Annotated in this window: 21 protein-coding genes; 13 read left to right on the top strand and 8 right to left on the bottom strand. The window is 50.7% G+C overall.

All coding sequences use genetic code 11. The annotated features are described in order from the left end of the window. Window positions 1-122: 122 nt before the first annotated feature. From C233_RS0110990 to C233_RS0110980, 3 genes are all read left to right on the top strand, one after another. Entirely contained in the window at window positions 123-3,329 is a 3,207-nt protein-coding gene (locus tag C233_RS0110990; RefSeq protein WP_244149067.1) for a SusC/RagA family TonB-linked outer membrane protein, read from the top strand. 19 nt (window positions 3,330-3,348) lie between these two features. Continuing rightward, window positions 3,349-5,001 carry a SusD/RagB family nutrient-binding outer membrane lipoprotein gene (locus C233_RS0110985; RefSeq protein WP_025069142.1) on the top strand — a complete coding sequence of 551 codons (1,653 nt, stop codon included), beginning with the start codon at window positions 3,349-3,351 and terminating at the stop codon, window positions 4,999-5,001. A gap of 68 nt (window positions 5,002-5,069) precedes the next feature. After that, on the top strand, window positions 5,070-6,095 hold the full coding sequence (locus C233_RS0110980) for a hypothetical protein (protein ID WP_018667644.1): 1,026 nt from the start codon (window positions 5,070-5,072) through the stop codon (window positions 6,093-6,095). 242 nt (window positions 6,096-6,337) lie between these two features. On the opposite strand, the gene C233_RS0110975 is transcribed toward C233_RS0110980, so the two are convergent. Beyond that, the gene (locus tag C233_RS0110975; protein WP_018667643.1) at window positions 6,338-7,345 is read right to left on the bottom strand and encodes an aspartate-semialdehyde dehydrogenase; all 1,008 of its coding nucleotides are present in this window, start codon (window positions 7,343-7,345) and stop codon (window positions 6,338-6,340) included. 153 nt (window positions 7,346-7,498) lie between these two features. Between C233_RS0110975 and C233_RS0110970 the strand changes: the two genes are divergently transcribed. From C233_RS0110970 to C233_RS0110960, 3 genes are all read left to right on the top strand, one after another. Then, complete coding sequence (locus C233_RS0110970; protein WP_018667642.1) at window positions 7,499-9,622, top strand: cation:proton antiporter; 2,124 nt, start codon at window positions 7,499-7,501, stop codon at window positions 9,620-9,622. A gap of 80 nt (window positions 9,623-9,702) precedes the next feature. Beyond that, a complete protein-coding gene (locus tag C233_RS0110965) occupies window positions 9,703-10,413 on the top strand; it encodes a tRNA threonylcarbamoyladenosine dehydratase (protein ID WP_018667641.1) in 711 nt (236 codons plus the stop codon). Window positions 10,414-10,596: 183 nt separating this feature from the next. Further along, window positions 10,597-11,253: an ABC transporter ATP-binding protein gene (locus tag C233_RS0110960; protein ID WP_018667640.1), complete on the top strand. Its 657-nt coding sequence runs from the start codon at window positions 10,597-10,599 to the stop codon at window positions 11,251-11,253. Between the two features lie 16 nt (window positions 11,254-11,269). Here C233_RS0110960 and C233_RS0110955 read toward each other — a convergent pair whose 3' ends face one another. Both C233_RS0110955 and C233_RS0110950 read right to left on the bottom strand, forming a co-directional pair. After that, on the bottom strand, window positions 11,270-12,202 hold the full coding sequence (locus tag C233_RS0110955) for a ComEA family DNA-binding protein (protein ID WP_018667639.1): 933 nt from the start codon (window positions 12,200-12,202) through the stop codon (window positions 11,270-11,272). A 6-nt stretch (window positions 12,203-12,208) separates the two neighbouring features. After that, complete coding sequence (locus C233_RS0110950) at window positions 12,209-13,576, bottom strand: sodium-dependent transporter (RefSeq protein WP_018667638.1); 1,368 nt, start codon at window positions 13,574-13,576, stop codon at window positions 12,209-12,211. A gap of 103 nt (window positions 13,577-13,679) precedes the next feature. Between C233_RS0110950 and C233_RS0110945 the strand changes: the two genes are divergently transcribed. Beyond that, entirely contained in the window at window positions 13,680-14,084 is a 405-nt protein-coding gene (locus C233_RS0110945; protein WP_018667637.1) for a VanZ family protein, read from the top strand. Here C233_RS0110945 and C233_RS0110940 read toward each other — a convergent pair. Continuing rightward, the gene (locus C233_RS0110940; protein WP_025069143.1) at window positions 14,075-15,373 is read right to left on the bottom strand and encodes a UDP-N-acetylmuramoyl-tripeptide--D-alanyl-D-alanine ligase; all 1,299 of its coding nucleotides are present in this window, start codon (window positions 15,371-15,373) and stop codon (window positions 14,075-14,077) included. The two genes, C233_RS0110945 and C233_RS0110940, sit on opposite strands and share 10 nt — an antisense overlap. 177 nt (window positions 15,374-15,550) lie before the next feature. Between C233_RS0110940 and folP the strand changes: the two genes are divergently transcribed. The 4 genes from folP (at window position 15,551) to C233_RS0110920 (ending at window position 20,331) form a co-directional block, all read left to right on the top strand. Beyond that, entirely contained in the window at window positions 15,551-16,414 is an 864-nt protein-coding gene (gene folP / locus C233_RS0110935; protein ID WP_018667635.1) for a dihydropteroate synthase, read from the top strand. A 54-nt stretch (window positions 16,415-16,468) separates the two neighbouring features. Then, complete coding sequence (gene cdaA / locus C233_RS0110930) at window positions 16,469-17,233, top strand: diadenylate cyclase CdaA (RefSeq protein ID WP_025069144.1); 765 nt, start codon at window positions 16,469-16,471, stop codon at window positions 17,231-17,233. A gap of 211 nt (window positions 17,234-17,444) precedes the next feature. Next, window positions 17,445-18,983 carry a TldD/PmbA family protein gene (locus C233_RS0110925; protein ID WP_025069145.1) on the top strand — a complete coding sequence of 513 codons (1,539 nt, stop codon included), beginning with the start codon at window positions 17,445-17,447 and terminating at the stop codon, window positions 18,981-18,983. Between the two features lie 28 nt (window positions 18,984-19,011). Beyond that, window positions 19,012-20,331 carry a TldD/PmbA family protein gene (locus tag C233_RS0110920; protein ID WP_018667632.1) on the top strand — a complete coding sequence of 440 codons (1,320 nt, stop codon included), beginning with the start codon at window positions 19,012-19,014 and terminating at the stop codon, window positions 20,329-20,331. Window positions 20,332-20,336: 5 nt separating this feature from the next. Here C233_RS0110920 and C233_RS0110915 read toward each other — a convergent pair whose 3' ends face one another. From C233_RS0110915 to C233_RS0110900, 4 genes are all read right to left on the bottom strand, one after another. Beyond that, window positions 20,337-21,353, bottom strand: coding sequence for a GNAT family N-acetyltransferase (locus C233_RS0110915; RefSeq protein WP_018667631.1), 1,017 nt, complete (start codon window positions 21,351-21,353; stop codon window positions 20,337-20,339). Window positions 21,354-21,418: 65 nt separating this feature from the next. Further along, entirely contained in the window at window positions 21,419-22,333 is a 915-nt protein-coding gene (locus C233_RS0110910) for a DUF2156 domain-containing protein (RefSeq protein WP_018667630.1), read from the bottom strand. A gap of 53 nt (window positions 22,334-22,386) precedes the next feature. After that, window positions 22,387-23,082, bottom strand: a complete 696-nt coding sequence (locus tag C233_RS0110905) for an LrgB family protein (protein WP_018667629.1) — start codon at window positions 23,080-23,082, stop codon at window positions 22,387-22,389. Beyond that, window positions 23,079-23,417, bottom strand: coding sequence for a CidA/LrgA family protein (locus tag C233_RS0110900; protein WP_018667628.1), 339 nt, complete (start codon window positions 23,415-23,417; stop codon window positions 23,079-23,081). The genes C233_RS0110905 and C233_RS0110900 overlap by 4 nt, the downstream gene beginning before the upstream one ends. Before the next feature lie 233 nt (window positions 23,418-23,650). Here C233_RS0110900 and pta point away from each other — a divergent pair, with 233 nt between their 5' ends. After that, window positions 23,651-24,667 (top strand): phosphate acetyltransferase, encoded by a 1,017-nt coding sequence (pta, locus tag C233_RS0110895; RefSeq protein WP_018667627.1) that lies wholly within the window; start codon window positions 23,651-23,653, stop codon window positions 24,665-24,667. A 110-nt stretch (window positions 24,668-24,777) separates the two neighbouring features. Next, window positions 24,778-25,977, top strand: coding sequence for an acetate kinase (locus tag C233_RS0110890; protein ID WP_018667626.1), 1,200 nt, complete (start codon window positions 24,778-24,780; stop codon window positions 25,975-25,977). The last annotated feature ends 352 nt before the right edge of the window (window positions 25,978-26,329 follow it).

Here is a 26,329-nt window from a genome sequence, read left to right as displayed (position 1 = left end):
AAGCCTATGGAAACAGTAAAAGAGTCCAGAAAAGAGTAGGATAATTTTATTCCAATTTATCTACCCGCTATCCATTTTCTTGAGAATACTATTTTAATTAACAACAAAATCATCAATCATTTATGAATGGAGAACACAAAAGAAGTAGTGCCGATGTAATGGTAACACAGGCTACTTTGATAAAAAGATTATTTATTCTATCGGTAACCGGTTTAATGCTTATGTGTGGCGGTTACTTCCCCGGAATGAGCGTATATGCGCAGAATACCACTTCGTCGAATGCACGACATGCAAAGAAAATTTCGGGAGTTGTTATAGACTCTAATGGCGAGCCTATCATCGGAGCGGCAGTATTGGTACAAGGCACAAGTGTGGGTACTGCAACGGATGTTGACGGAAAGTTCTCGCTGGATATTCCGTCGAATGGAAAAATGCTTGTTGTATCTTATATAGGATATGATAACCAGGAAGTCCCTATTACAAGCAGCTCGCAATACAAAATAACTTTAAGCGGAACGAATTATGCGCTGGATGAAGTCGTGGTTACTGCTTTGGGTATGAAACGCGAGAAGAAAGCACTCGGCTACTCCGTGCAGGATGTAAAGGGCGATGCTCTTATCGAGAACCGTACTGCAAATATCGCTACTTCACTGAATGGCAGGGTTGCCGGTATGAATATTTCTGCAACTTCTATTCCCGGCGGTTCCAATCGTATCGTTATCCGTGGTAATAACTCTATTTCCGGTAATAATATGCCTTTGGTCGTAGTGGACGGTGTGCCGTTCGATAATACTCAGGGTGTGGACGATGCCACTACCAATTCTTGGGGTACGGGATTCTCGGATACCGGTGACGGATTGTCAATGCTGAACCCCGATGATGTTGAGTCAATCTCTGTATTGAAAGGTCCTTCGGCTACCGCTCTGTATGGTTCACGCGGTGGTAACGGTGTTATCCTGGTTACTACCAAGAAGGGACAAGGCGGTAAAACGCAGGTTTCTTACAATAGCAATTTCACTTTTGAGAATGTAATGATTCAGCCTGAGTTCCAGAATGAATATGGTCAGGGCACGGGAGGAGCATTCGATATTACTTCCCGTAACTCTTGGGGACCGAAAATGGGTACGGTTGTTACCGACTGGACAGGACAGACCCGTCCTTTGGAGGCTAAGAATAATGATTTCTCGGACTTCATGAATACGGGTACATCCTGGACGAACTCCGTAGATGTAACGGGTTCAGCAGCCAAGATGAATTATCGCGTAGGACTTTCCAATACGACACGTAAAGGTGTTATTCCCAATAACAGTTTGAGTAAGAATAATTTCTCGGTTCGTGCCGGCGGTGAAATTATCAAGAACCTTACTCTTGATGCCAAGGTGAACTATACTTATCAAAAAGGTAAGGGAAGGCCGGAGTTCTCCGCATCCGGTTTTAACCCTATTTTTGCATTGATTTATACTCCCCGCAGCATTAATCTGCACGAGATGAAAAATATTTTCGATGAAGAGGGCAATATTCTGGATTGGTATTCCAAGCCGCTTACAGTCGTAAATAACCCGTATGCCGCTACTTCACTTACCGGTAATCAGGATATTACGAACCGCGTCAACGGTTTTGCTTCCTTGACGTATGATATCAGCAGTTGGTTAAAGGCTATGGTACGTTTCGGTGGCGATACTTATGGCAAGAAAACAGAAAAATGGATACGTCACGGATTGATTTCAAGTTCCGGTTATAGCGATGGCCGTTTCTCTACGGGGCAATATAATATGACCGAATATAATGTGGATTTCCTGGTGACAGCCCAGAAAGACAATATCGCCGATTCTAAATTCTCCGGTTCTCTTTCGGTAGGCGGTAATAAGATGAACCGTAAATACAATACTTTTGTTGCTACGGCCGAAGGCTTGAATATTCCGGAGCTCTATACTATCCAGAATGGAGTATCCCAAAAAACATCCACTTATAATTCACAGAAGGAAGTTCAATCCCTGTATGCATTGGGACAGTTGTCTTGGGATAATTATTTGTTCTTCGATGTGACGGTACGTAACGACTGGTCTTCCACTCTTCCGAAGAATAACCGCTCGTTCTTGTATCCGTCATTCTCTTTGGGTTGGGCTGTAACCGACATGTTGACTAAGTTCAAGGTGAATGTTCCCGAATGGATTTCTTTCGGTAAATTGCGTGCATCTTATGCCGAAGCCGGAAACGATACAGAGCCTTATCAGTTATTGTCTGTACTGTCTACCGTTTCCAACATGGCAGGCGGGCAGATGGGTGTAGCGGAACCTTCGACAAAGACCAATGCTAATTTGAAACCGGAGATTATCAAATCCATGGAATTCGGTGCCGATGTCCGTTTCTTTGATAACCGTTTGGGCTTTGACGTTACTTATTATGACAAACGTGCATACAATCAAATCATCTCCATGCCTTCGTCCATTACATCCGGATACAGCGCTAAGTATATCAATGCCGGACGTGTAGACAACTGGGGCTGGGAACTTCAAGTGAATGCCGTACCTGTTCGTACGAAGGACTGGGATTGGAATGTATGGGTGAATTTCGCAAAGAACTCTTCCAAGATTGTTGAGCTTACCGAAGGGGTAGAGTCTATCACTTTGGCTCAACCTATGGGACAGAACTGTTATGTAAGAGCTACGGTTGGCGAACCTTACGGACAGATTTATACGAACGGATTTAAGTATGATGATAACGGAAACCGTTTGGTAGGTGACGACGGTAAGTATATCGTCGATAACACATTACGCGTATCGGGTAATATGAATCCGGATTGGACGGCCGGTATCGGTTCTACATTACGCTGGAAAAACTTGTCATTCGGTTTTTTGATTGATGTGCGTTACGGCGGTGATGTATATCTGCAATCCATGATGCGTTTGCAATCCAACGGTCAGACCAAAGAGACGGTTGCCGGACGTGAGGGGTACTATACTACCGGTAAGGGACTTATTTCCCAAGGCGTGAATGTAAATACCGGACTGCCGAATACGGTTGAACTTGACCCTACTACTTATTGGGGACAGTTCTACGGCAATATCGGGAATTATATCTATGATACAACGAACGTACGTTTGCGCGAGCTGAATCTGACTTGGACATTACCCGACAAATGGTTTGCAAAAACCATTATCAGAGGTCTCAAGCTCAGTGCTGTGGCTAACAATGTATGCTTCCTGTATAATAATCTTCCGGGATTTGACCCTGAATGTACATACTCTACTGGCAACGGACAGGGTATAGAAACGGCATCTCTGCCTTCTACCCGTTCATTTGGTTTCAATCTTAATGTTACATTCTAACCCATAAAAGGATAATAATATGAATAAGTTATTTAAAACAATTATAAGCATCGTTGGTATCTCAATGGCCTTCGCGGGTTGTACCGGCGATTTCGACAACATGAATACCGACCCTAACAATCCTACTCCGGGTTCGGTCGATCCTAAGTTCCAGTTGATATTTATCCAGGGACGTGGTATTCCGTATGCCAATCAGTGGCAGCAGATAGACCAGCTGATGATTAGTACGCTCTGCGAATATTCGGCAAACGACGGTCTGTCGGCCTCCGACTATAACATTGATTCCCGATACATTGACGATTTGTGGAATTTGAGCTATACGGTACTCACGAACGCCAACTCTCTGATTAGCGCCAATGAAGACAAACCCGTTTACAATAATGTGGTTCAGATGGCACGCATCTGGAAGGCTTATGTAATGTTACGTCTTACCAATTGTATCGGTGATGTTCCTTATTCGGAAGCTGCCAATGATATAGACCAGCCTAAATATGATACGCAAAAAGATATCTACTACACGATATTCGATGAATTGAAAGATGCGGTAAGTAAACTGGACGAATCGGCTGCTAACAATGTAGGTTCTTATGACCTTATTTACGGCGGTGATGCCGCAAAATGGAAAAAGTTTGCCAATTCTATTCGTTTGCGTATGGCCGTCCGTATCTCCGATGTGGATGCCGCTAAGGCGAAAACGGAAGCGGAAGCTGCCATTACGGCCGGAGTATTTACCGGTGAAGATGATGCCGCTTATATGAAACAAGGCGAAGATAAGTTCTCGCAGAATCCTATTTACTATCATAAGGGCTCTGCCGTAATGCACATGTCGACTGCCTATAAGCGTCTTGTAACGGGTATCGGCGGACAAGCGTGGCCTACGGCTGCCGACCGTGCGAATAATGCAAATATAACCGAAGCGATTATCGCTGCCAAAAACGCTCCTGCTACGGTTGACCCTCGTGCTCCGATTCAGTTTGAGCCTGCCGGTATGATTGACGACCCTCAGGACCCGGCAATGAAAGGCAATTGGGACGGAACAGACCCGGGACACGTAACATCCGCAGTGGGTGCTGCGATGGATAACGGACAGTTCGTCAGTAACTTTGCTAAAATCGGTCCTTGGTACTATGGTACGATTGACAGAAAATATCAATTATTCAAATATAGTGAATTGTGCTTCCTGAAAGCAATTGCCATTGAGCGCGGCCTTATCGCCGGTAATGCCAAGGATGCTTATGAAGCGGGTGTACGCTCAAATATGGTTGAGTTTGGCATTCCGGAAGCGGTGATTACGGATTATCTGGCTTCTACCGCTCCTAATTATTATGGGACTACCGCCAAATATGATGATACAACAGGCGATTGCAATACACATATGGATAAGATTCTTACCCAAAAATATATTGCCCAATTCCAGGAATGTTCTTTTGAAACTTGGGCTGACCATCGCCAGTTCCATAAGCCTACGCTCATGCCGTTTGCAAGTGTAAGTTCAAGTGTGTTCACTATGAATCCTGCCGACCAGGCCAACAATACTCCGAACGCGTATGTTAAGCGCATCTATTATCCGTCTTCAGAGTATACGGTCAATGCGGCTAATGTAAAAGAGGCCGAAAGCCGTATGGGTGGAACGAACAGCATACAGAATAATGTATGGTGGGATGTTGATTAATTAAGATTGAATTATTTGGTGCATAGCCGGCTTGTCATATCCGGCTACGCATTTTTCTTATATATGATATGAAGCGTTTGTTTTCTTTAGTTTTTATCGGATGTTCCTTGTTTTGCACCCAAGCGAACGGGCAGGGTACGCTGTCGCAAGAAAAGGCGGAGCCTGGTAGTCGGTTACCCGGGTTTTCCGTAAATCCCATTTCCGGCGAGCAGGAAAAGATTTTTGTTTATGCTCCGGGAGTCAATATCCATATCAATGCGCCTTCGGCATCTTTATTTGACGGAAATAAGCCGACCAAACTCGTATTATATGCCTTGCCTAATGGCAACAGTACGGCATGGACGATAGGCAAAGCGCTGGAAGAGGGGGATGACTGGCACTTCCATATACAGAATATCGGGGCTCAAACACGCTATCTTAGGGCTACGGCCTGTGATTGTAACTGGGTAACTGTATATTTGGAAGCCGATTCCAAAAGTTGGGGACGCTGGAGAAAGGCCGGGGCGATGCGTGATTACAAAATCAAGGAAACGGTAGAATATCTCCTCGCTCTCTTTTCAGAATACAATCCGCATATAGAACTGAACAGTCATAGCGGCGGTGGAAACTTCATATTCGGCTTTATGGATGCCAATACTGAAATACCCGGGTATGTGAAAAGGATTTCCTTTATCGATAGCAATTACAATTGGGATGATAAACGGTATGGCAATAAGCTGAAACAATGGTTGGCGGCTTCTCCGGATAACCATCTTTTCGTTGCTTGCTATGATGATGCCAATGCTTTGCTGGACGGTAAGCCTTTTGTTTCCAAGAAGGGAGGGACATGGCATCGTACCTATTTGATGCAACGCTACTTGAAGCGGAATCTGAAAGGGTTGAAATGGGAGAAAATAGAAACCGATAGTATCATTTCTTACGCGGCGGACAATCGGCGTATCCTGTTTTATTCCAGAAAGAATCCGGAACGGGCAATTTATCATACGATACTCGTGGAAAGGAACGGTTATATTCACTCCGAGCTTTCGGGAACAAAGCATGAGGGAGTAGGATATGTGTTTATGGGTAAGAAAGTTTACGATAGTTATCAATAAAAGGAGGTTTCAAAACTCTACTTTAGAAGAAATAAGCTTTTAATCTGAAACCATACACCTTTTACCGGCAATAAAAAAGCCGTATCGACTGAAGTGCACCCCAAAAGTTTTGTGTCTAACTTTGGGGGTGCACTTCATTTGAGTAATGATACGGCTCTTTTATATTTTCCAGTTACAATCTGTAACTTTTCAGAGTGCTTATCTTGGTTTTACCTCTCTTCTTATAGTAAAAGCTTGCTCTTTTAGAGAGCTTTTTCCTTTATCAGGTATTCTGCAATCTGGACGGCATTCAGCGCAGCGCCTTTCTTGATTTGGTCGCCTACAATCCAGAATGTCAGTCCATTTTCATTGCTGAGGTCTTTGCGGATGCGGCCTACATATACGGGGTCTTTACCTGCAAGGAATAGCGGCATCGGATATTCCTTTTCTGCCGGGTTGTCCATTAATACAAGGCCGTCGCCCTTGGCAAGGGCTTCGCGTGCCTCCTCTACGGATACGGGGCGTTCGGTTTCCACCCAGATGCTTTCGGAGTGGGAGCGCAGGGCGGGCACACGGACACAGGTCGCACTGACTTTTACGTCGGAGTGCATAATCTTGCGTGTTTCGTTGTACATCTTCATTTCTTCTTTGGTATATCCGTTTTCAGTGAACACGTCGATTTGGGGAATCAGGTTGAATGCCAGTTGGTAGGCGAACTTCTCGACTTTCACCGGTTCGCCCGCCAGCACCTGGCGGTATTGCTCGTACAGCTCGTCCATGGCGGCGGCGCCTGCGCCGCTGGCTGCCTGGTATGTGGATACGTGTACGGTCTTTATGTGGGAGAGCTGTTCGATAGCCTTCAACGCCACCACCATTTGGATAGTGGTGCAATTGGGGTTGGCGATGATGCCGCGCGGACGCTCCTTGGCATCGGCGGCGTTCACTTCGGGTACTACCAAAGGCACGTCGGCATCCATACGGAAAGCGCTGGAGTTGTCAATCATCACGGCTCCGTACTTGGTAATGGTTTCGGCGAATTCCTTGGAGGTTCCTGCGCCTGCGGAAGTGAAAGCGATATCTACCCCTTTGAAGTCATCATTGTGTTGCAAGAGTTTTACCTCGATTTGTTTACCGCGGAAGGTATATTTAGTGCCGGCACTGCGTTTAGAACCGAACAACACCAACTCGTCCAACGGGAAATTCCTTTCATCGAGCACTCGCAGGAATTCTTGTCCTACGGCTCCGCTTGCTCCAACAATAGCTACTTTCATTTTTCTTTTGTTTTTAATTAAGTTTATAAAAAGATTTCAATCTATCTATAAATGATAGAATTGGCTGCAAATTTATAACAAATTGCTGTATGACGCCGCATAAAGTGAAAACTTTTTCGTTATTTTGCAGTTAAAACCTAAAACTCTCTGCGTATGGACTGGTTCAATCTTAGCTTGCAACTTCCCGTTACCGATCCTACATGGATATTTCTCCTTGTACTCCTTATCATATTGTTTGCGCCCATATTGCTGAACAAGCTCCGCATACCGCATATCATCGGTATGATTCTGGCGGGGCTGGTAATCGGCGAGCACGGTTTCAATATCCTGGTGCGCGATAGCAGTTTCGAGTTGTTCGGTAAGGTGGGACTTTATTATATCATGTTTCTGGCGGGGCTGGAAATGAATATGGGAGACTTCAAGAAGAACCGCGGCAAGGCTGTGATGCTGGGGCTGCTGGCTTTTATCGTCCCTATCGGTATCGGCCTGGTTACGAACATGATGCTGTTGAAGTACAGCCTGGTAACGTCCATATTGCTGGCAAGTATGTATGCCTCGCATACGTTGGTGGCATATCCTATCGTAATCCGCTACGGGGTGTCGCGGCATCGCAGCGTGAGCATCGCTGTGGGGGGTACGGCTGTAACGGACACGCTTACGTTGCTGGTGCTGGCTGTGGTGGGCGGCTTGTTCAAGGGAGAGTCCGGCGGGCTGTTCTGGCTGTGGCTGGTTATCAAGGTGGTATTCCTGGGCGCCTTGATTATGTACTCGTTTCCGCGTGTGGGGCGTTGGTTTTTCCGCCGTTACGACGATAATGTAATGCAGTTCATCTTCGTGCTTGCCATGGTTTTCCTGGGCGCCGGCCTAATGGAGTTCGTGGGAATGGAAGGTATCCTGGGTGCTTTCCTGGCAGGACTGGTGTTGAACCGCCTGATACCGCACGTGTCGCCGCTGATGAATCACCTGGAATTCGTGGGCAATGCCCTTTTCATACCCTATTTCCTGATAGGGGTGGGGATGCTGATAGACGTCCATGTAATCTTCGGGCAGGGGGATGCCCTGAAAGTTGCCGCTGTCATGATTATCGTGGCGCTGATGGGTAAGTGGATTGCTTCCTGGCTGACGCAGAAGATTTACAAAATGGCTCCGATAGAACGCGAGCTGATGTTCGGCCTGAGCAATGCGCAGGCTGCCGCTACGCTGGCGGCGGTGCTGGTGGGATACAACATTATCCTGCCCAGCGGCGAGCGCCTGCTGAATGAGGATGTGCTGAACGGCACGGTGCTGCTGATTCTCGTAACCTGCGTAGTGAGCTCCTTCATCACGGAGAGGGCTGCCCGTAAGATAGCCATGTGCGAGGCGCATCTGGAGGAGGAGCGAACGGTGGAGGTGGAGAGAATCCTTATTCCGGTGGCGAACCCGGATACGATTGAATACCTGATGAATCTCTCCCTGCTGATACGCGATACCAAGCAGAAGGATAATCTGCTGGCATTGAATGTAATCAACGACAACAATACTTCCGAGGGGTTGGAGCTTCGCGGAAAGAGGTATCTGGAGAAAGCCGCCATGATTACGGCTTCCGCCGATGTGCCTCTGCGCCAGATTACCCGGTATGACCTGAATATCGCTTCGGGCATCATCCATACGGCGAAGGAATACGAAGTGACGGATGTGATTATCGGCCTGCACCGCAAGGTGAATATCGTGGATTCTTTCTTCGGCATGCTCGCCGAGAACTTGCTCAAGGGCTTGCACCGTGAAGTGATGATTGCCAAGTTCCTGATTCCGATTAATACAATCAGGCGGATTATCGTAGCCGTCCCTCCCAAGGCGGAGTATGAGGCGGGATTTCAGAAGTGGGTGGAGCATTTCTGCCGAATGGGAGGCACGCTGGGCTGCCGGGTGCATTTCTTTGCCAACGAGGAGACGACCGGGCGGTTGCAGGCGCTGGTGAAGAAGAAACACGGGCAGACCTTGACAGACTTTTCACGCCTGGACGACTGGGGGGACTTGCTGATATTGACCGGGCAGGTGAATTACGACCATTTGCTGGTGGTGATAAGTGCGCGCAGGGGTTCTATCTCTTACGACAGCTCTTTCGAGAAGCTCCCGTCGCAGTTGAGCAAGTATTTCGCCAATAATAGCCTGATTGTACTCTATCCCGACCAGTTGGGCGAACCGCAGGATGCCGTGTCTTTCTCTAACCCGCGTAATGAGGCGCAGCACTACGAAAAGGTAGGAAAGTGGTTTTACAGGTGGTTTAAGGATAAGTAAACATGGACGGTGGAGGAGGAAGGCTCCTGGGCAGTAGGGGCACATCGGTAACGGACGATTGATAATTCGGTAATGATATAATGGAGGATTGGCAGCAGAGAACCCGGCTTTTGCTGGGAGAAGAAAAAATGGAACGGTTGCGGCAGGCGCATGTGCTGGTTGTAGGTGTGGGCGGCGTAGGCGCTTATGCCGCCGAGATGATATGCCGTGCCGGTGTCGGGCAAATGACTATTGTGGATGCGGATACGGTGCAGCCCACCAATATAAACCGCCAGTTGCCGGCCTTGCACTCCACCGTAGGAAAGGAGAAGGCGGAGGTGTTGGCGGCACGTTTCAGGGACATTAACCCGGACATACGGCTAACGGTGTTGCCCGTATTCCTGAAAGACGGAAACATCCCCGAACTGCTCGATGCCGCGCACTACGATTTTGTGGTGGATGCTATCGATACGCTCGCCCCTAAGTGCCATTTGATAGCGGAGGCGCTGAAACGGCATATCAGGATTGTGTCGAGCATGGGAGCGGGGGCAAAGAGCGACATCACGCAGGTGCGTTTTGCCGATATATGGGATACGTACCACTGTGGACTGAGCAAGGCGGTGAGGAAGCGCTTGCAGAAATTAGGAATCAAGCGTAAGCTGCCGGTCGTGTTCAGTACCGAGCAGGCTGCACCGGAAGCCGTGTTGCTGACGGAGGACGAGCAGAATAAGAAATCCACATGCGGGACTGTAAGCTATATGCCGGCGGTATTCGGCTGCTACCTGGCGGAATATGTCATAAAAAGATTGTGACAAGGTTATCGAATAGTAAATAACCGAATATGGATAGTAAATCGCTAAATGTGAATAGTCAAATGTGAATAGCGAATAACCAAATATGAATGGCAAATTGCTAAATATGAATAACCAATAGTCAAATATGAATGGCAATTAACCAAATATGAATAGCAAATCGCCAAACAGTAAATAACAACGATGATACGATTACAAGGCATAACGAAAAGTTTCGGCAGTCTGCAAGTGCTGCGGGGTATCGACCTGGAAATAGAGAAAGGTGAGGTCGTCAGCATTGTCGGCCCCAGCGGTGCGGGAAAGACTACCTTATTGCAGATTATGGGCACGCTGGACAGACCCGATGCAGGCTCGGTAACGATAGACGGCACATCGGTGGAGCGTCTGAAAGAGAAGGAACTCTCCGCTTTCCGCAACAAGCATATCGGTTTCGTGTTCCAGTTTCATCAACTGCTACCGGAGTTCACGGCATTGGAGAATGTGATGATACCGGCTTTTATCGCCGGAATGGGGCAGCAGGAGGCAAGGAAGGAGGCTACCGGAATATTGGATTTCATGGGGTTGGCGGGGCGCGCCTCGCACAAACCCAACGAGCTGTCCGGTGGCGAGAAACAGCGTGTCGCAGTTGCCCGCGCACTTATCAATCATCCTGCGGTGGTGCTGGCGGACGAGCCGTCCGGCAGCTTGGACACACATAATAAGGAAGAGCTGCACCAGCTCTTTTTCGACTTGCGCAACCGCCTGGGGCAGACGTTCGTTATCGTAACGCACGACGAGGGGCTGTCCCGGATTACAGACCGCACCATTCACCTGAAAGACGGTGAGGTTTGTAGGGAGTAGTAGCCCTACCACGCTCTTATTCGAAACATACGTAGTGCCCTATTCGCTCCAAATCGGCTTCCGTGAACTCCTCATAAAGGGCGAATGGCTTGAGGCTATGAAGCTTCCCTCTCTTTTTGCGGTACTCTGTAAAGGCTTTTGCCTGGTAAAAGTTTATATAGGGGTGGTGGCGGAGACGTTCCGTGCCGGCACGGTTCAGGTTGATGCGCCGCACTTCCGAGGGAGCTACGGTAAACCACTCTTGCAGCCGCTGATAGTCCAAATGTATATCCTGTAACTGCTCTATCCGGTAAAATCCGCCTAAACGCTGCCGGTAGCCGGCTATCAGCCGGGCTGTCCCGCTGCCTATGCCGGGAATTCTTTTCAGTTCGGCGGTGTCTGCCCGGTTCAAGTCGAGTACCGTGCCTGCCGGATACTTGTAGATGCTGTCTTTCCCGGCTTGCGGGAGGCGGTACAGGGATACCGTTTCCCTTACGCTATCCTCCGCCGTGAAGTAGATGTAAGGGGCGAGCGTCCGGTATTGCTCCTCCGTTAACCCGTACACTTTCCTGAAATCTTCCGTCTTGCGGAATCTTCCTCCTCTGCTCCGGTAACGCAGGATATTCCTTGCTATCCACGCAGGCAGCCCCGACCGGCGTAGGGTAATGGAATCCGCCCGGTTGGGGTCGAAAGGAACCGGTACGGCAGCCTCCTCCGGGTATGCCGCATATTGCCCCTTGTCGTGCAAAGGGGTACGGACGGGCTGGTGTACGGAACGGATGAAGCCGTCGTACTCCCTTAGGGCAGCGGCCTGTTCCCACTTTTCTTCTTCGGAAAGTTCCCGGCGGTCGTGCAGAAGGGTATAAAAATACCCGGAGAGGAAGAGGAGGACGATTCCTGCGATAAGAACGAGGATGCCCCGCCTTTCTCCCCGGGAGAAGAATAAGAACTCTTTTAAAGGATTTCCCATTCCGGCTTATTTAAAAAGACCCAGTTCATTGATGAAGATAAGCACGATGCCTACCGGAGCGATGAATTTCAGGATAAAAATAAATAACTTGTATATATGTACGTTTAAAGCGCCGTTATTGCTGACCTCCTCCCACACAATCTTCTTATCCAGATACCAGCCGATGAATACGGAGATAAGGAAGCCGCCCAGGGGCAACATGATTTTGGCAGTGACGAAGTCGAACAAATCGAACAGGTTGAGGCCGCCAATCGTATAATCCTTGCCTACGCCCAGCGAGAGCGAACACAATACGCCTAACAGGATGCACCCCGCCGTTACCAGCTTTGCCGCCTTGCCACGGGTAAAGTTGAACTCTTCGTGCAGGTATGCCGTCACCACTTCGTGCAGGGAGATTGTCGAGGTCAGCGCCGCCAGCGCCAGCAGGATATAGAACATGAGCGACAGGATAACCGCCAGCCACGGGATATTGCCGAATGCTTGCTGGAATACGTTGGGCAGCGTGATGAACAGCAGGCTCGGCCCTGCGTCCGGCTGGATGCCCACCGAGAAGGCGGCAGGGAAGATGATGAAGCCCGCAAGGATAGCCACGAGCGTATCGATACCAGCCACATTGAGCGCTGTTCGGGACAGGTTGGTGTCGTTCCTGAAATACGAGGCGTACGTGCAGAGACATCCCATGCCGAGGCTTAGCGAGAAGAACGCCTGCCCCATTGCACCCAGGAACACATTGCCGTCCACTTTGCTGAAATCCGGTTTCAGCAGGAATTCGATGCCCGCACCTGCGCCGGGCAAAGACACGGCACAGACGGCAAGTACTATCAACAGGATAAACAGCAGGGGCATCATTATCTTGGCCGATTTCTCGATGCCCTTTTCCACCCCTTTCACGATGATGAAATGAGTAGCCAGCAAGAACAATATCAGCCATATGACGGGGCGCCACGGGTTACTGACAAAACCGTTGAAAGAAGCGATGAACTCCGCGGGAGATTTGCCGGCGAAGCTGTTGGTAGCCGCCTCCCCTATAAACTCCAGTGTCCAGCCTGCCACAACCGAGTAATAACCCAGGATGAGAAATCCCGTCAGTACGCCCATTCGTCCTACCCAGCGCCACTGGGTTCCCGGAGCCAGCTTCTGGTAGGCGCCGGCGGTGTTGGCACGCGAACGGCGTCCGATAAGGAATTCGGCTATCATAATGGGAATACCCAGTATGAGCACGCAAACCAGGTATATAAGAATGAAGGCGGCTCCGCCGTGGTTGCCTGTCTCGAAAGGAAATCTCCAGATGTTACCCAAACCTACTGCGGAACCTGCCGAGGCGAGTATGACACCCAGTTTGCTCCCGAAGTTGGCTCTTTCATTTCTTGTCATAAAACGTGGATTTTTCTTACAATTCGTTATTAATACCTATAAATATGTGCAAATATAGAAAATGTTCCATATTTTTGCACATAAGTTGTTCATAAATTGAAATATGCTATATTATATTAAGAAATATCCGGTATCGCTTGCAGTGATACTCGCCGTGATTTACCTGTCGTTCTTCAAGCCGCCTTCCACCCAGCTCAGTACTATCCCTAATTTTGACAAGGTGGTGCATGTGTGCATGTACTTCGGCATGTCCGGTGTGCTGTGGCTGGAATTCTTGCGGGCGCACCGGAAAGACCGCACACCCCTGTGGCATGCATGGATAGGCGCGTTTGCCTGCCCGGTGCTGTTCAGCGGAATGGTGGAGCTGCTGCAAGAATACTGCACCACGTACCGCGGCGGTGACTGGCTGGATTTCGCAGCCAATACCACGGGCGCCGTCCTGGCGTCGTTGACGGCCTATTTCGTGCTGCGCCCCCGGATGACGCGGCGGCTGCGGGGTCAGAGATAATCGGCTGCCGTATTGAGCTTGAGCCCGTTAGAGCCTTTAATCAGGATTGTCTTTCCGCAAGGCTTGTTCCTTTGGAGCGCCTCTATCAGCGACGGGGCATCGGGATAAGCCGGATACGTATGGCGGGTGGCGGCAAACAGCTCGCCTACCAGCACCACCTCCTTGAAACCGCATTCTTCCAGGTAATCTACAATCTTCTGGTGTTCGGCGGGGCTGTCCTCGCCCAGTTCGCGCATATCGCCCAATATTAGCATCTTTTGTTCCGCCTGCATCTTGTGGAAATTGCCGATAGACGCCAGCATGCTGGTGGGGTTGGCGTTGTAGGCGTCGATAATTAGGGTATTGTCCGCAGTCTTTTTCAGTTGCGAACGGTTGTTCCGGGGTTCGTACCCGCTCAGCGCCTCGTCTATCTTTTCCGGTTCCACCCCGAAGAAACGGCCGATAGCAACGGCTGCCAGTGCATTGGAGAAGTTGTATTCGCCTATCAGCCGGGTATGTACCTCGTGGCGTCCGCCCTCTTTTCCGGCTCTCCATTCGAAGGCCAGGTAAGGGGAATTGCCGGTGATGCGTCCGCTTACATACGAGTCTGTCTCCTCGCCGTAGGTCACCGCATCCAGCCCTCGTGCCATTTCCACGAGGTAGGGATTGTCCCGGTGCAGGAAGATAGTGGCATTGCCTTTCCGCCGCAGGTAGTCGTACAGCTCGCCTTTGGTACGGATAACGCCCTCGAAAGAGCCGAACCCCTCCAAATGCGCCTTCCCTACGTTGGTGATAATCCCGTAGTCGGGCTCGGCTATCCCTACCAGCTCCTCGATGTCGCCGGGGTGGCTGGCGCCCATTTCCACTACGCCCAGGCTGTGCTCCGCTTTCAGGCGGAGCAGGGTGAGGGGAACGCCGATAGAGTTGTTCAGGTTACCCAGAGTGTACAATATGTTATGGCTTTTGGAAAGCACGGCGGCTATCAGCTCTTTCGTGGTGGTTTTGCCGTTGGTTCCGGTAATGCCGATGATGCGCGTATCCAGTTGGCGGCGGTGGTAATTGGCGAGCCGTTGCAGGGTGTGCAGGCAGTTGTCCGTCAGTATGTAACGCGTGTCCCCGGCAGGTATGCAGGCGGCCTCGTCTACGACGGCATAGGCGCTTCCGGCAGCCAGCGCTTGGGCGGCGAACGCATTGCCGTTGAACGTATCGCCTTTCAGGGCGAAGAATAACGACCCCTGGGGGCAGTTGCGGCTGTCGGTGGTAACACCGGTACAGCCCAGGAATATTCGGTAAAGAGCGGTTATATCCATGATTTTTCTTTTGGGGAACATAGTCCGGAATTCGTTTGATGTCGCTGCAAAGATATGGCTTAATTCGCTACGTTGCGCCTGTGCGCATATAAAAAAGAACTATTTTAAGCCCGGGCAGCACCAACAAAGGCTTTTTTGTTTACATTTGCAGTAATATAAGCAAAACAAGAACTGTCCATGAAAGCTCTGCAACCCAAATATATCAATGTCAACGGTTCCCTGTTAGACCTTTCCTCACCCTGTGTCATGGGAATTCTCAATGTAACCCCCGATTCGTTCTATGCCGGCAGCCGCATGCAGACGGAAACGGACATAGCGCGCCGCATAGAGCAGATTATAGCCGAGGGAGCGGGCATTATCGATGTGGGCGCCTATTCCTCGCGTTCTAATGCGGAAGATGTGTCGCCCGCGGAAGAAATGGAGCGTTTGCGCAGGGGGCTGGGCATACTTAGGAAAGTGCAGCCCGATGCGGTCGTCTCGGTAGATACCTTCAGGGCGGATGTAGCCAGGATGTGCGTAGAGGAGTACGGAGTGGCGATTATCAATGACATCGCTGCCGGCGAAATGGACGAGGCGATGTTCCGCACCGTTGCCGCCCTGAACGTACCTTATATAATGATGCACATGCAGGGCACGCCGCAAAGCATGCAGCAACATCCCCATTATGATAACCTGCTGAAAGAGGTTTTCATGTATTTTGCCCGTAAGGTGCAGCAACTGCGCGATTTGGGAGTGAAAGACATTATCCTCGACCCGGGCTTCGGCTTCGGAAAGACGGTGGAGCATAACTATGAGCTGCTGGCGCACCTGGAAGAATTCCGGGTGTTCGAACTTCCTTTGCTGGTAGGTGTTTCCCGTAAGTCGATGATTTACCGCCTGCTGGGAACCACCCCCCAGGAAGCGTTGAACGGTACGACCGTGCTGGACACCATTTGCCTGTTGAAAGGCGCCGACATACTCCGCGTACACGATGTGCGCGAGGCGGTGGAGACGGTGAAAATCGTCGAAGCGATGAAGAAAGAGAGCGCCATGCCGGCATGACGGGCGTTGAGAGGAGAACCGATACCTGATTAGTAATACTTAATATTGAAACCCGTGTTTTTTGAATTTGGCATAAAAGATTTTATAGACATCCTGTTAGTGGCTTTCCTGCTTTACTATACGTACAAGCTGATGAAAGCTTCCGGCTCTATCAATGTGTTTACGGGCATCCTGGTGTTCATCCTGATTTGGCTGGTGGTGTCACAGGTGTTGGAGATGAAGTTGCTGGGGTCTATCTTTGACAAGCTGGTCAGTGTGGGAGTGCTGGCGCTGATTATCCTGTTCCAGGACGAAATACGCCGTTTCCTGCTTACGTTGGGCTCGCACCAACATGCCAGTGCGCTGGTACGCTTCTTTACCGGCAACAAGAAAGAGGGCATGGAGCACGATGAAATCATGCCCGTCGTAATGGCGTGCATCAGCATGGGCAAGCAGAAGGTAGGGGCGCTGATTGTCATCGAGCACAACATGCCGCTGGACGATGTGGTGCGCACGGGAGAGCTTATCGACGCCAACATAAACCAACGCCTGATAGAGAATATCTTCTTCAAGAACAGCCCGCTGCACGACGGGGCAATGGTTATCAGCAAAAAGCGTATCAAGGCGGCAGGGTGCATCCTGCCCGTGTCGCATAACCTGGATATCCCCAAGGAGTTGGGATTGCGTCATCGCGCCGCCATGGGCATATCCCAGGTGTCGGACGCCCATGCAATCATCGTGTCGGAAGAAACGGGAGCCATTTCCGTGGCATATAAAGGACAGTTCCACCTGCGTTTGAACGCCGAGGAGCTGGAAAGCCTTCTGACAAAAGAAATTTAAAAGAGATTAGGATTTGCCGCCCTTTGTAACTGCTTGATTATCAATGATGATAATAGAGGGGTATTCAGTCGTATACTGAATGCCATTCAGTATACGACTGAACCTATCTCAGTATACGACTGAATAGGGTTCGGTATAGGGCTGGATTCAGCTCTTTTATTACTGTAAAGATAAATAACTTATAACAGAATAGAATAACTGACAGAATAGAATGGATAGACGAAACTTCTTGCAGACCGGCGGAATGGCTGTACCGGGTTCGTTGGTCGTGCCTTCGCAGGCTGTGCCCGAACCTGTGTGCGGAGCGTTGGGCGGGGCGGACTCCCAATCTGCCGTCGCTGCCGCTATCGGCCATTTCGGTGTAACGGAAGCCGATTTAAGGAAGGTAATGGCTGCCGCCCTGGAAAAAGGGGGCGATTACGCCGACCTTTATTTTGAGCATACCTTCAACAACAGTGTGAGCCTAATGGACGGCAAGGTGAATAATTGCAGCTCCAATATAGACTTCGGCATGGGCGTGCGTGTCCTTGCCGGCGACCGGAGCGGCTACGCCTATGTGGAAGGCATCACGCTGGAAGAGATGCTGCGCGCCGCCCGCACTGCCGCCCGCATCGCATCTTCGGGCAAGGCGGGCATCCCCGTGGGGCTTACGGAAAAGACGGTAGCCCGGAACCGATATGCCGTAACCACCCCTTGGGAAGATGTGAGCGTAAGGGAGAAGATTCCTTACCTGGAGAAGCTCGACGGGAAAATCTTTTCCCTGGATAACCGCGTGCGGAAGGTGCAGGCATGCCTGCAAGACAGTACGTCGCACGTGCTGTTCTGCAATTCGGAAGGTATCAGCTACTACGACTACCGCCCAATGGTATCTTTCATGGCGGTCTGCATCATGGAGGAGAACGGCAGAATGGAGAACGGCTATGCCGGGCGTTCCTACCGCAAGGGCTTCGAGTTCATGACAGACGATATTGTGGACGTGCTTGCCCGCGAGGTGGTGGACAGGACGTCCGTCCTGTTCAGGGCTATTAAGCCCAAAGGCGGCGAGATGCCGGTAGTAATGGGTGCGGGCGGCTCGGGAATTTTGCTGCACGAGGCTATCGGGCATGCTTTCGAGGCGGATTTCAACCGCAAGGACATCTCCATATTCTCCGGGCAGTTGAACAGGAAGGTGTGCAGCGAACATATCAACGTGGTGGACGACGGTACGATTCCTTTCAACCGCGGTTCCGTGAACTTCGACGACGAGGGCGTAGAGGGGCAGAAAACCTATATCGTTCGCGAGGGCGTGCTAACCAGTTACCTGCACGACCGCATCAGCGCCCGGTATTACGGCGTGCCTCCTACGGGCAACGGCCGTCGCGACACGTTCCGCAACGCGCCCATTCCCCGTATGCGCGCCACGTATATGGAGGCGGGCGATAGGAAGGAGGCGGATATCATCGCTACCGTGAAGAACGGCATTTTCGTAGACACGTTTACCAACGGGCAGGTGCAGATAGGAGCCGGCGATTTTACTTTCTTCGTGAAGTCCGGTTACCTGATTGAGGACGGAAAGCTTACGCAGCCCATTAAGGATATCAATATCATAGGCAACGGTCCGAAAGCCCTGGCGGACATTACCATGGTGGCCGACAATGACAAGATAGATAACGGTACGTGGACTTGCGGCAAGGACGGGCAGGCTTGTCCGGTGACGTGCGGCATGCCGTCGGTATTGGTTAGCAAGCTTACCGTAGGAGGGGAAAATTAAATAATTTTCAACTTTCAACTAAAAGAATATGATTACCGACAATAATAAAAAACTGGCACAGTGGGCAATGGATTATGCCTTGAAGAATGGATGCCATGCCGCCAAGCTGGTGCTGTACTCCGACTCCAATGCCTCGTTCGAACTGCGCGATGCCCAAATAGACCGTTTGCAGCAGGCATCGGAAAGCGGGCTCGGCATCAGCCTGTATGTAGACGGCAAGTATGGTTCTTATTCGACCAACCGCCTGGACAGGAGGGAGCTGGAAACGTTTATAAAGAATGGAATAGAGTCTACGCGCTACCTGGCGGTGGACGAGGCGCGCGTATTGCCCGATGCAGCCCGTTATTATAAAGGCGGAAAGCCCGACCTGCAACTGTTCGACGAGCGGTACGAAAACATTAGCCCGGACGACAAAGTGGCCGTTGCACGTGCTGTTGCCGAGGAGGTGTTGGGCAAGGACAGCCGTATCATATCCGTAAGCACCTCGTTCCGCGACGGCGCAAGTGCCTCTTACCGCCTGGCAAGCAACGGCTTTGAGGGAGAGTCCCGCTCTACCTGGTTTTCCGTGTCTGCCGATGTGTCGATACGGGGAGAAGGGGAGGCGCGTCCGTCTTCCTATCGGTATGAGTCGGCTTTGTTTTACGACAAACTGATAAAGACGGGCATCGGTGCGGAAGCGTTGGAGCAGGTCTTGCGTAAAATCGGGCAGAAGAAGGCGGCTTCCGGCAAATATACAATGGTGGTGGATGCCCGGAATGCAAGTGACCTGCTGCGTCCGGTATTGGATGCCCTGTACGGCTCCGCCTTGCAGCAGAAGAATTCTTTCCTGCTGGATAAGCTGGGCACGAAAGTGGGCGCTGCATTGCTGAATCTCCGGGATGAACCCCATACGGCGGGTGCAAGGGGTGCACGTTATTTCGACAGCGAAGGGGTGGCTACGGAACCGCGCCCGGTATTCGAGGGCGGGGTGCTGAAAACTTATTTCATCGATACCTATAACTCCAGGAAAATGGGGGTGGAGCCTACGGTCAACTCGCCTTCGCTCCTGGTACTCGAACCGGGAAGCGAGGATTTGAACGGGCTGGTTGCCGGTGTGCAGAAGGGAATCCTGGTAACCGGGTTCAACGGCGGCAACTGCAATAGCAGCTCCGGGGATTTCTCGTACGGCATCGAAGGCTTCCTGATTGAAAACGGAAAGCTCACCCGGCCGGTAAACGAGATGAATGTTACGGGGAATATGATTACGCTCTGGGCTTCTTTGGCGGCTGTGGGCAACGACCCCCGTATGTCTTCTTCCTGGCGCATCCCTTCGCTGGTGTTCGAGGGGGTGGACTTCAGCGGGCTGTGATGCCGTTAATTCAGCATCAGGCTCATATAGGGCTGTAACGGCGAGAGGATTTTCCCGGCAAGCTCGCCGACAGTGAGTGCCAGGTGGCTGCCCGGCAGACGCTTGGCGCTGCTCATGCACTTGCCGTTGTTCAGGTAGTAATAGCCGTTGTTGGCGCTTATCTGCCGGTCTGTAAGGGCGATGCTGATTTCTTCCTGCGGGTGGGCGGCTGCGTATTGTTGCAGTATCACCCGGGCGTTGATGATGCGTGCCATGCCCAGTGTCTGTACCTCCTGGCATGGGTCGGGCGGGGTAAGTACCTGGATAGAGGGGATGCCGAGCCGGTTGCAGATGCGCTGTAACAGTAGGGTACGCATAAGGGGAGTTTCTGCAACGGTTTCTCCCGCATACCAGGAGCCGTTTGCCGGATATACCACGGCGAGAGCCGTTATTTTATTGCCCTGGTTCAATGTGTAGACAGCTCCTTTGCCCAGTTGCAGGTCGGAAAGGATTACCCGGTAGTCCGCTTCCGTATGTTGGATGCAGTAGGGGCGTTCCCGCAGTTTCCGGTCTAAGTAGCGGTATGCTTCTTCTTGATAGCCGTTGCCGCTTTTCAGCACGACCGTTTCATCGGATACGGCTGTAGCCTGGGCTGTGAAAGTTGTGGCGGTGTACCTAAATACCGGGGCGTAGCCGACGCCGGCGTAGTAGCCGAACAGCCAGGGCTCTGCCGGAATCAGGGTGGAGAGCGCCATGCCGTTGCGTTGCATGCGGGCGAATGCCTGCGACAACAGCTCGCGCATAACTCCGCGGTTGCGGTAATCGGGATGCGTGCAGGCGCCTGATATGTAGCCGGTCTGTATCTCCTGCCCTCCGAAAGTCATGGGATAGGGCAGCACTTGCAGGGCGGCAATCACTTCTTCGCCGCTTTGAATGGCTATGTTGACGTCGTTATTGTAGCGCAGGCGGAAGTACATGTCTGTAAATTCCTCGCTGTCGCCGAAGCATAGTTTCCATAAATCCTTTACTTTTTCTCGCATCATTTCCGCTCCTCCTTGCTACCTTATTATTATTGTACTGTACTGCTCTGTCCTGCGGCTTTCTCTTATCACCACTTAATGGCTTCCACCGGTTGTTCTTTCAGGCAGGCGATGTATTTCTCCAGGATAATGGCGGGCTGGTAGGAGAGTTTCGCTTTCCGTAGTCCTTCGATGCCCAAGTCCTCTTCCCGGTTGATGTAGATGTATTGCTCGGGGATGTGGTTGGCGAACTCGTAGTTTATCATGGCGTATGCGCCGTCTATACTGGTATCGGCTTTTTCCACATGTACCCCGAAGGTGTCCCGGTTGATAGGCATGCCGAATGTGAATGCCGCGATTTTGCCTTCTACATGGAGAATACCGCCCGTCAGTCCCAGCGCATCGAAATTATGAAGGGCGTATATCAGTGCGCGGCGTTCGTTGCCCGTGCCTTCGTGCTGGTCGCAGTTATTGGCTTTGCACCATTCTGCCTCCAGGTCGAGGCATTCCCGGATGCGGTCGGCGGTAATCGGGGTGTATTCGTAGGAATAGGTTTTCTTGAATTTGTTGATATGGTTCCGCTTTGCCTGGAACTTCTTGCCGGATAGGGTGGCGAGGTCGGAACGCAGGTATACGTAGTCGGCATAGTCCCTGTCTGCCGTGAACTGGAATTTGCCGGGCATGAAGGTTTCCAGCTCGGCGCACATCCCCGCGCAGATACCCAGCAGGCAGAAAGGTTCTCCCTCCCGGGCGGCATCTTCTATCAGGGCATCCAGCACTTTGTCCGGGTTGCCGTTGCCGATAGGCATCATGTACACCAGTTCCCCGTCGGCCCAGAATTTCAGCAGCAGGAAGCCGTCCATAACGGCGAATTTCGTGTTATACAGGAAGCGCCAGCTACATAAGTTGGAGAATGAGAGGTCGCAGTTCCGTCGCGGGCTGTTCAGGGTAAAGGAGGTGATAAGCTCTTTGTCTTTCAGCTCGATATCTTTGAATGGAATCATAAGTAGTTTTTCTATTGGTTAGGTATATAATAACAAACAGTAAGAGGATTTTGTTAGAGCAGCCCTAACAATCGCAGGATAGTGGGGGTGAGCAGAGCCGTAAAGATTCCGTTGAGTGTGAGTCCCAGGCTGGCGAAGGCGCCATACTTGCTGCTTACGTCCATTGCCGCCGATGTGCCGACGGCGTGTGCGGCTGTTCCCAGCGAGAGTCCTTGTGCCATGGGGCTTTCGATGTGTGTCAGCTTCATTGCCTTGAAGCCGAGTATCCCGCCCAGCAGACCTACGCAGACCACCACGGCGGCGGTCAGTGCGGGGATGCCGCCTATGGATTTCGTTACTTCCATGGCTATCGGGGTGGTTACGGATTTGGGAGCCAGCGAATAGATGATTTCATCGGAAGCTCCCATGAGCTTCGCTATCAGCACCACGGAGATAACCCCTACGATGCAGCCCGCCAACTGCGAGAGCAGGATAGGCAGCAGTTGTTTCTTGATAGTTTCCAGTTGGAGGTACAGGGGGACGCCCAGTGCCACCACGGCAGGTTTCAGCCAGAATTCAATCAGGCGTCCGCCTTCGTTGTAGGTATCGTAACTGATGCCGGCGGCTTTCAGGAAAAGGATAAGCACGGCGATAGTCAGTAAGATAGGGTTCAGCAGCATGATTCCCGTTCTCTTTTGCAGCAGCTTAGCTAAGAAGAATACCCCGAACGTGATAGCCAGCAGGAAGAATTCGTTTTCTAAGAAGTTCATTTGATTTTACGTGTTAATTGGTGAACCCACCCGGTAACTACGAGCACCAGCAAGGTGCTCACGAGCGAAGCGGTGACTATAGGCCAGAACTCGGCGGCGATAATATCGAAATAAAGCATGAGGGCTACGCCGGGCGGGACGAAAAAGAATCCCAGGTTGGCTACCAGAAAGTCGGACATGCCTTGCACCCAGTGCAGTTTTATCCAACCTAATTTTAAGAAAAGGGTGAGCAGCAGCATGCCTATGATGCTGGACGGAAGTTTGATACCCGTCAAGTATACAATCAGTTCACCCAGAGCCAGGCATCCGAAAAGGATAGCGCATTGACGAATCATAATACCTGATTATTAAATAATACCTCTACCTATTGAATATATTGAAAACGCTGCAAAGTTAGCTATTTGAAATGAGGAACTCTCCCGTAAATCCCCTGTTAGTGTTAAATATTATAATAATTCTCATTTAAGGAAGAAAAAGGCTTGAAATTGCAATGTGTATATTGCAAAATTATGTACTTTTGCGCTGTGAATAACACGAACTGCCGATTCTTATACACAATTAAAATATCATGCAAAGATTAATTAATGAAATTTTAGAGCGCGCGAAAGCCGAACGCCAACGCATCGTCCTTCCCGAAGGTACGGAAGAACGCACATTGAAAGCTGCCAATCAGATTTTGACAGACGGTATTGCAGACCTGATTCTTTTGGGTAACCCGAAGGAAATCAGCGCATGTGCTGAAGAATGGGGGCTTGGTAACATTGCGAAAGCAACTATTATCGACCCGGAAGAGCATCCTAAGAAAGAGGAATACGCACAATTACTGTTCGAGTTGCGTAAGAAGAAGGGTATGACAATCGAGGAAGCCCGCAAGCTGGTGGTTAACCCGCTTTACCTGGGCTGCCTGATTATAAAGAACGGCGATGCGGACGGCCAGTTGGCCGGTGCACGCAATACTACCGGCGATGTGCTCCGTCCGGCTTTGCAGATTATCAAGACGGCTCCCGGCATTACTTGCGTGTCCGGTGCGATGCTGTTGCTTACTCATGCTCCCGAATATGGCAAGAACGGTGTCCTGGTAATGGGCGACGTTGCCGTTACGCCGGTTCCCGATGCTTCCCAGTTGGCACAGATTGCCGTTTGTACGGCACGTACAGCTAAGGCTGTTGCAGGCCTCGACCCGAAAGTGGCGTTGTTGAGCTTCTCTACGAAAGGTTCTGCCAAGCACGAAGTGGTGGATAAGGTGGTGGAAGCCTTGAAGATTGCCAAGGAAATGGCTCCCGATATCGCTATCGACGGCGAGTTGCAGGCCGATGCGGCACTGGTTCCCGAAGTAGGCGCCAGCAAAGCTCCGGGTTCTGCCATTGCAGGCAACGCCAATGTGCTGGTTGTTCCGAGCCTCGAAGTGGGCAATATTTCCTACAAGCTGGTACAGCGGCTGGGACATGCAGATGCGGTTGGTCCGATTCTCCAGGGTATAGCCCGTCCGGTGAACGACTTGTCGCGCGGCTGCTCTATCGAGGATGTGTACCGCATGATTGCAATTACGGCAAACCAGGCTATTGCAGCCAAACACAATAAATAATTATGAATTTTGAATTATGAATTATGACGGGGAGGGATTCTTCCTGTTCATAGTTCATGGTTCGTGGTTCATAATTCGAAATTCATAATTTATAATTCAAAATTAATATCATGAAAGTTTTAGTATTGAACTGCGGTAGCTCGTCTATCAAATACAAATTGTTCGATATGGACCACAAAGAGGTTATCGCTCAAGGTGGTATCGAAAAAATCGGCCTGAAAGGGTCTTTCCTGAAGCTTACCCTGCCCGACGGCACGAAGAAGATTCTGGAGAAAGATATCCCGGAACATACCGTAGGTGTGGAGTTTATCCTGAATACATTGATTAGTCCCGAATACGGCGCAATCAAGTCCCTGGACGAAATCAATGCGGTAGGCCACCGTATGGTGCATGGCGGAGAGAAGTTCAGCGAGTCCGTATTGCTTACCCAGGAGGTGCTGGATGCTTTTACGGCCTGCAACGATTTGGCTCCGCTCCACAATCCTGCCAACCTGAAGGGTGTGAACGCCGTTTCGGCTATCCTGCCCGATGTTCCGCAAATCGGCGTGTTCGATACGGCTTTTCATCAGACGATGCCCGACTATGCCTATATGTATGCCGTTCCTTACGAACTGTACGAGAAATACGGCGTCCGCCGTTACGGTTTCCACGGAACCTCCCACCGCTATGTATCGAAGCGTGTGTGCGAGTTCCTGGGGGTACAGCCGGAAGGAAAGAAAATCATCACCTGCCATATCGGTAACGGCGGTTCTATTTCCGCCATTAAAGACGGCAAGTGCATGGATACCAGTATGGGTTTGACCCCGCTGGAAGGCCTGATGATGGGAACCCGCAGCGGTGACATCGACGCAGGCGCCGTAACCTTCATTATGGAGAAGGAGCACCTGGACGCAAACGGGGTATCCAACCTCTTGAACAAGAAGAGTGGCGTACTGGGTGTTTCCGGTGTTTCCAGTGATATGCGCGAACTGGAAGCTGCCGTGGCTGCCGGCAATCCGAAGGCTATCCTGGCGGAAAAGATGTACTTCTACCGTATCAAGAAATACGTAGGTGCGTATGCTGCCGCTTTGGGCGGTGTGGACATCATCGTATTTACGGGCGGCGTAGGCGAGAACCAGTGCAACTGCCGCAGCGAGGTGTGCGAAGGTCTCGAGTTCATGGGTGTCGAGATAGACCTGGAGAAGAACAAGGTGCGTGGCGAGGAAGCGGTAATCTCGGCAGACAGCTCCAAGGTGAAGGTGGTGGTTATCCCCACCGACGAGGAGATGATGATTGCCTCCGATACAATGGCTATCCTGAACGGGAAATAATAAGCATTGCAATAAAGTTCCGATAGGGGTGCGGGAAACGGTTAAAGCTGTTTCCCGCACCCTCTTTTTTTGGGATATTCAGTAAATGTCCCTAAAAATCAAGATGGCATATGAAGATGATAGAGCATACTCACTTCATATGCCATTTTTATAGTCCTATTCCTGTAATTTCTCACACAATCTTACCCTACAAGACATGACGCTCGGGAAGAAGTCTGAAGACATCTTCTGCCTCTGCCTGTAAAATCATATCATGCCGCTTTCACCGTCCTGTTCCTGATCTTGTCTATCATCAGTACGGCATTTGCCGTATGTATTCCAAAGAAAATCCACAGGATTTCCGTCTTCCTGT

The organism is Bacteroides gallinarum DSM 18171 = JCM 13658 (assembly GCF_000374365.1).
GTDB lineage: Bacteria > Bacteroidota > Bacteroidia > Bacteroidales > Bacteroidaceae > Bacteroides > Bacteroides gallinarum.
The sequence above is the reverse complement of the archived record's forward strand: the minus strand, read 5'-3'. Positions and strand labels throughout refer to the sequence as shown.

Excerpts from the sequence above, each read along its gene's own strand:
- C233_RS0110990 (WP_244149067.1), top strand. The coding sequence starts at position 123 with ATGAATGGAGAACACAAAAGAAGTAGTGCCGATGTAATGGTAACACAG.
- C233_RS0110985 (WP_025069142.1), top strand. The coding sequence starts at position 3,349 with ATGAATAAGTTATTTAAAACAATTATAAGCATCGTTGGTATCTCAATG.
- C233_RS0110980 (WP_018667644.1), top strand. The coding sequence starts at position 5,070 with ATGAAGCGTTTGTTTTCTTTAGTTTTTATCGGATGTTCCTTGTTTTGC.
- C233_RS0110975 (WP_018667643.1), bottom strand. The coding sequence starts at position 7,345 with ATGAAAGTAGCTATTGTTGGAGCAAGCGGAGCCGTAGGACAAGAATTC.
- C233_RS0110970 (WP_018667642.1), top strand. The coding sequence starts at position 7,499 with ATGGACTGGTTCAATCTTAGCTTGCAACTTCCCGTTACCGATCCTACA.
- C233_RS0110965 (WP_018667641.1), top strand. The coding sequence starts at position 9,703 with ATGGAGGATTGGCAGCAGAGAACCCGGCTTTTGCTGGGAGAAGAAAAA.
- C233_RS0110960 (WP_018667640.1), top strand. The coding sequence starts at position 10,597 with ATGATACGATTACAAGGCATAACGAAAAGTTTCGGCAGTCTGCAAGTG.
- C233_RS0110955 (WP_018667639.1), bottom strand. The coding sequence starts at position 12,202 with ATGGGAAATCCTTTAAAAGAGTTCTTATTCTTCTCCCGGGGAGAAAGG.
- C233_RS0110950 (WP_018667638.1), bottom strand. The coding sequence starts at position 13,576 with ATGACAAGAAATGAAAGAGCCAACTTCGGGAGCAAACTGGGTGTCATA.
- C233_RS0110945 (WP_018667637.1), top strand. The coding sequence starts at position 13,680 with ATGCTATATTATATTAAGAAATATCCGGTATCGCTTGCAGTGATACTC.
- C233_RS0110940 (WP_025069143.1), bottom strand. The coding sequence starts at position 15,373 with ATGGATATAACCGCTCTTTACCGAATATTCCTGGGCTGTACCGGTGTT.
- folP (WP_018667635.1), top strand. The coding sequence starts at position 15,551 with ATGAAAGCTCTGCAACCCAAATATATCAATGTCAACGGTTCCCTGTTA.
- C233_RS0110925 (WP_025069145.1), top strand. The coding sequence starts at position 17,445 with ATGGATAGACGAAACTTCTTGCAGACCGGCGGAATGGCTGTACCGGGT.
- C233_RS0110920 (WP_018667632.1), top strand. The coding sequence starts at position 19,012 with ATGATTACCGACAATAATAAAAAACTGGCACAGTGGGCAATGGATTAT.
- C233_RS0110915 (WP_018667631.1), bottom strand. The coding sequence starts at position 21,353 with ATGATGCGAGAAAAAGTAAAGGATTTATGGAAACTATGCTTCGGCGAC.
- C233_RS0110910 (WP_018667630.1), bottom strand. The coding sequence starts at position 22,333 with ATGATTCCATTCAAAGATATCGAGCTGAAAGACAAAGAGCTTATCACC.
- C233_RS0110905 (WP_018667629.1), bottom strand. The coding sequence starts at position 23,082 with ATGAACTTCTTAGAAAACGAATTCTTCCTGCTGGCTATCACGTTCGGG.
- C233_RS0110900 (WP_018667628.1), bottom strand. The coding sequence starts at position 23,417 with ATGATTCGTCAATGCGCTATCCTTTTCGGATGCCTGGCTCTGGGTGAA.
- pta (WP_018667627.1), top strand. The coding sequence starts at position 23,651 with ATGCAAAGATTAATTAATGAAATTTTAGAGCGCGCGAAAGCCGAACGC.
- C233_RS0110890 (WP_018667626.1), top strand. The coding sequence starts at position 24,778 with ATGAAAGTTTTAGTATTGAACTGCGGTAGCTCGTCTATCAAATACAAA.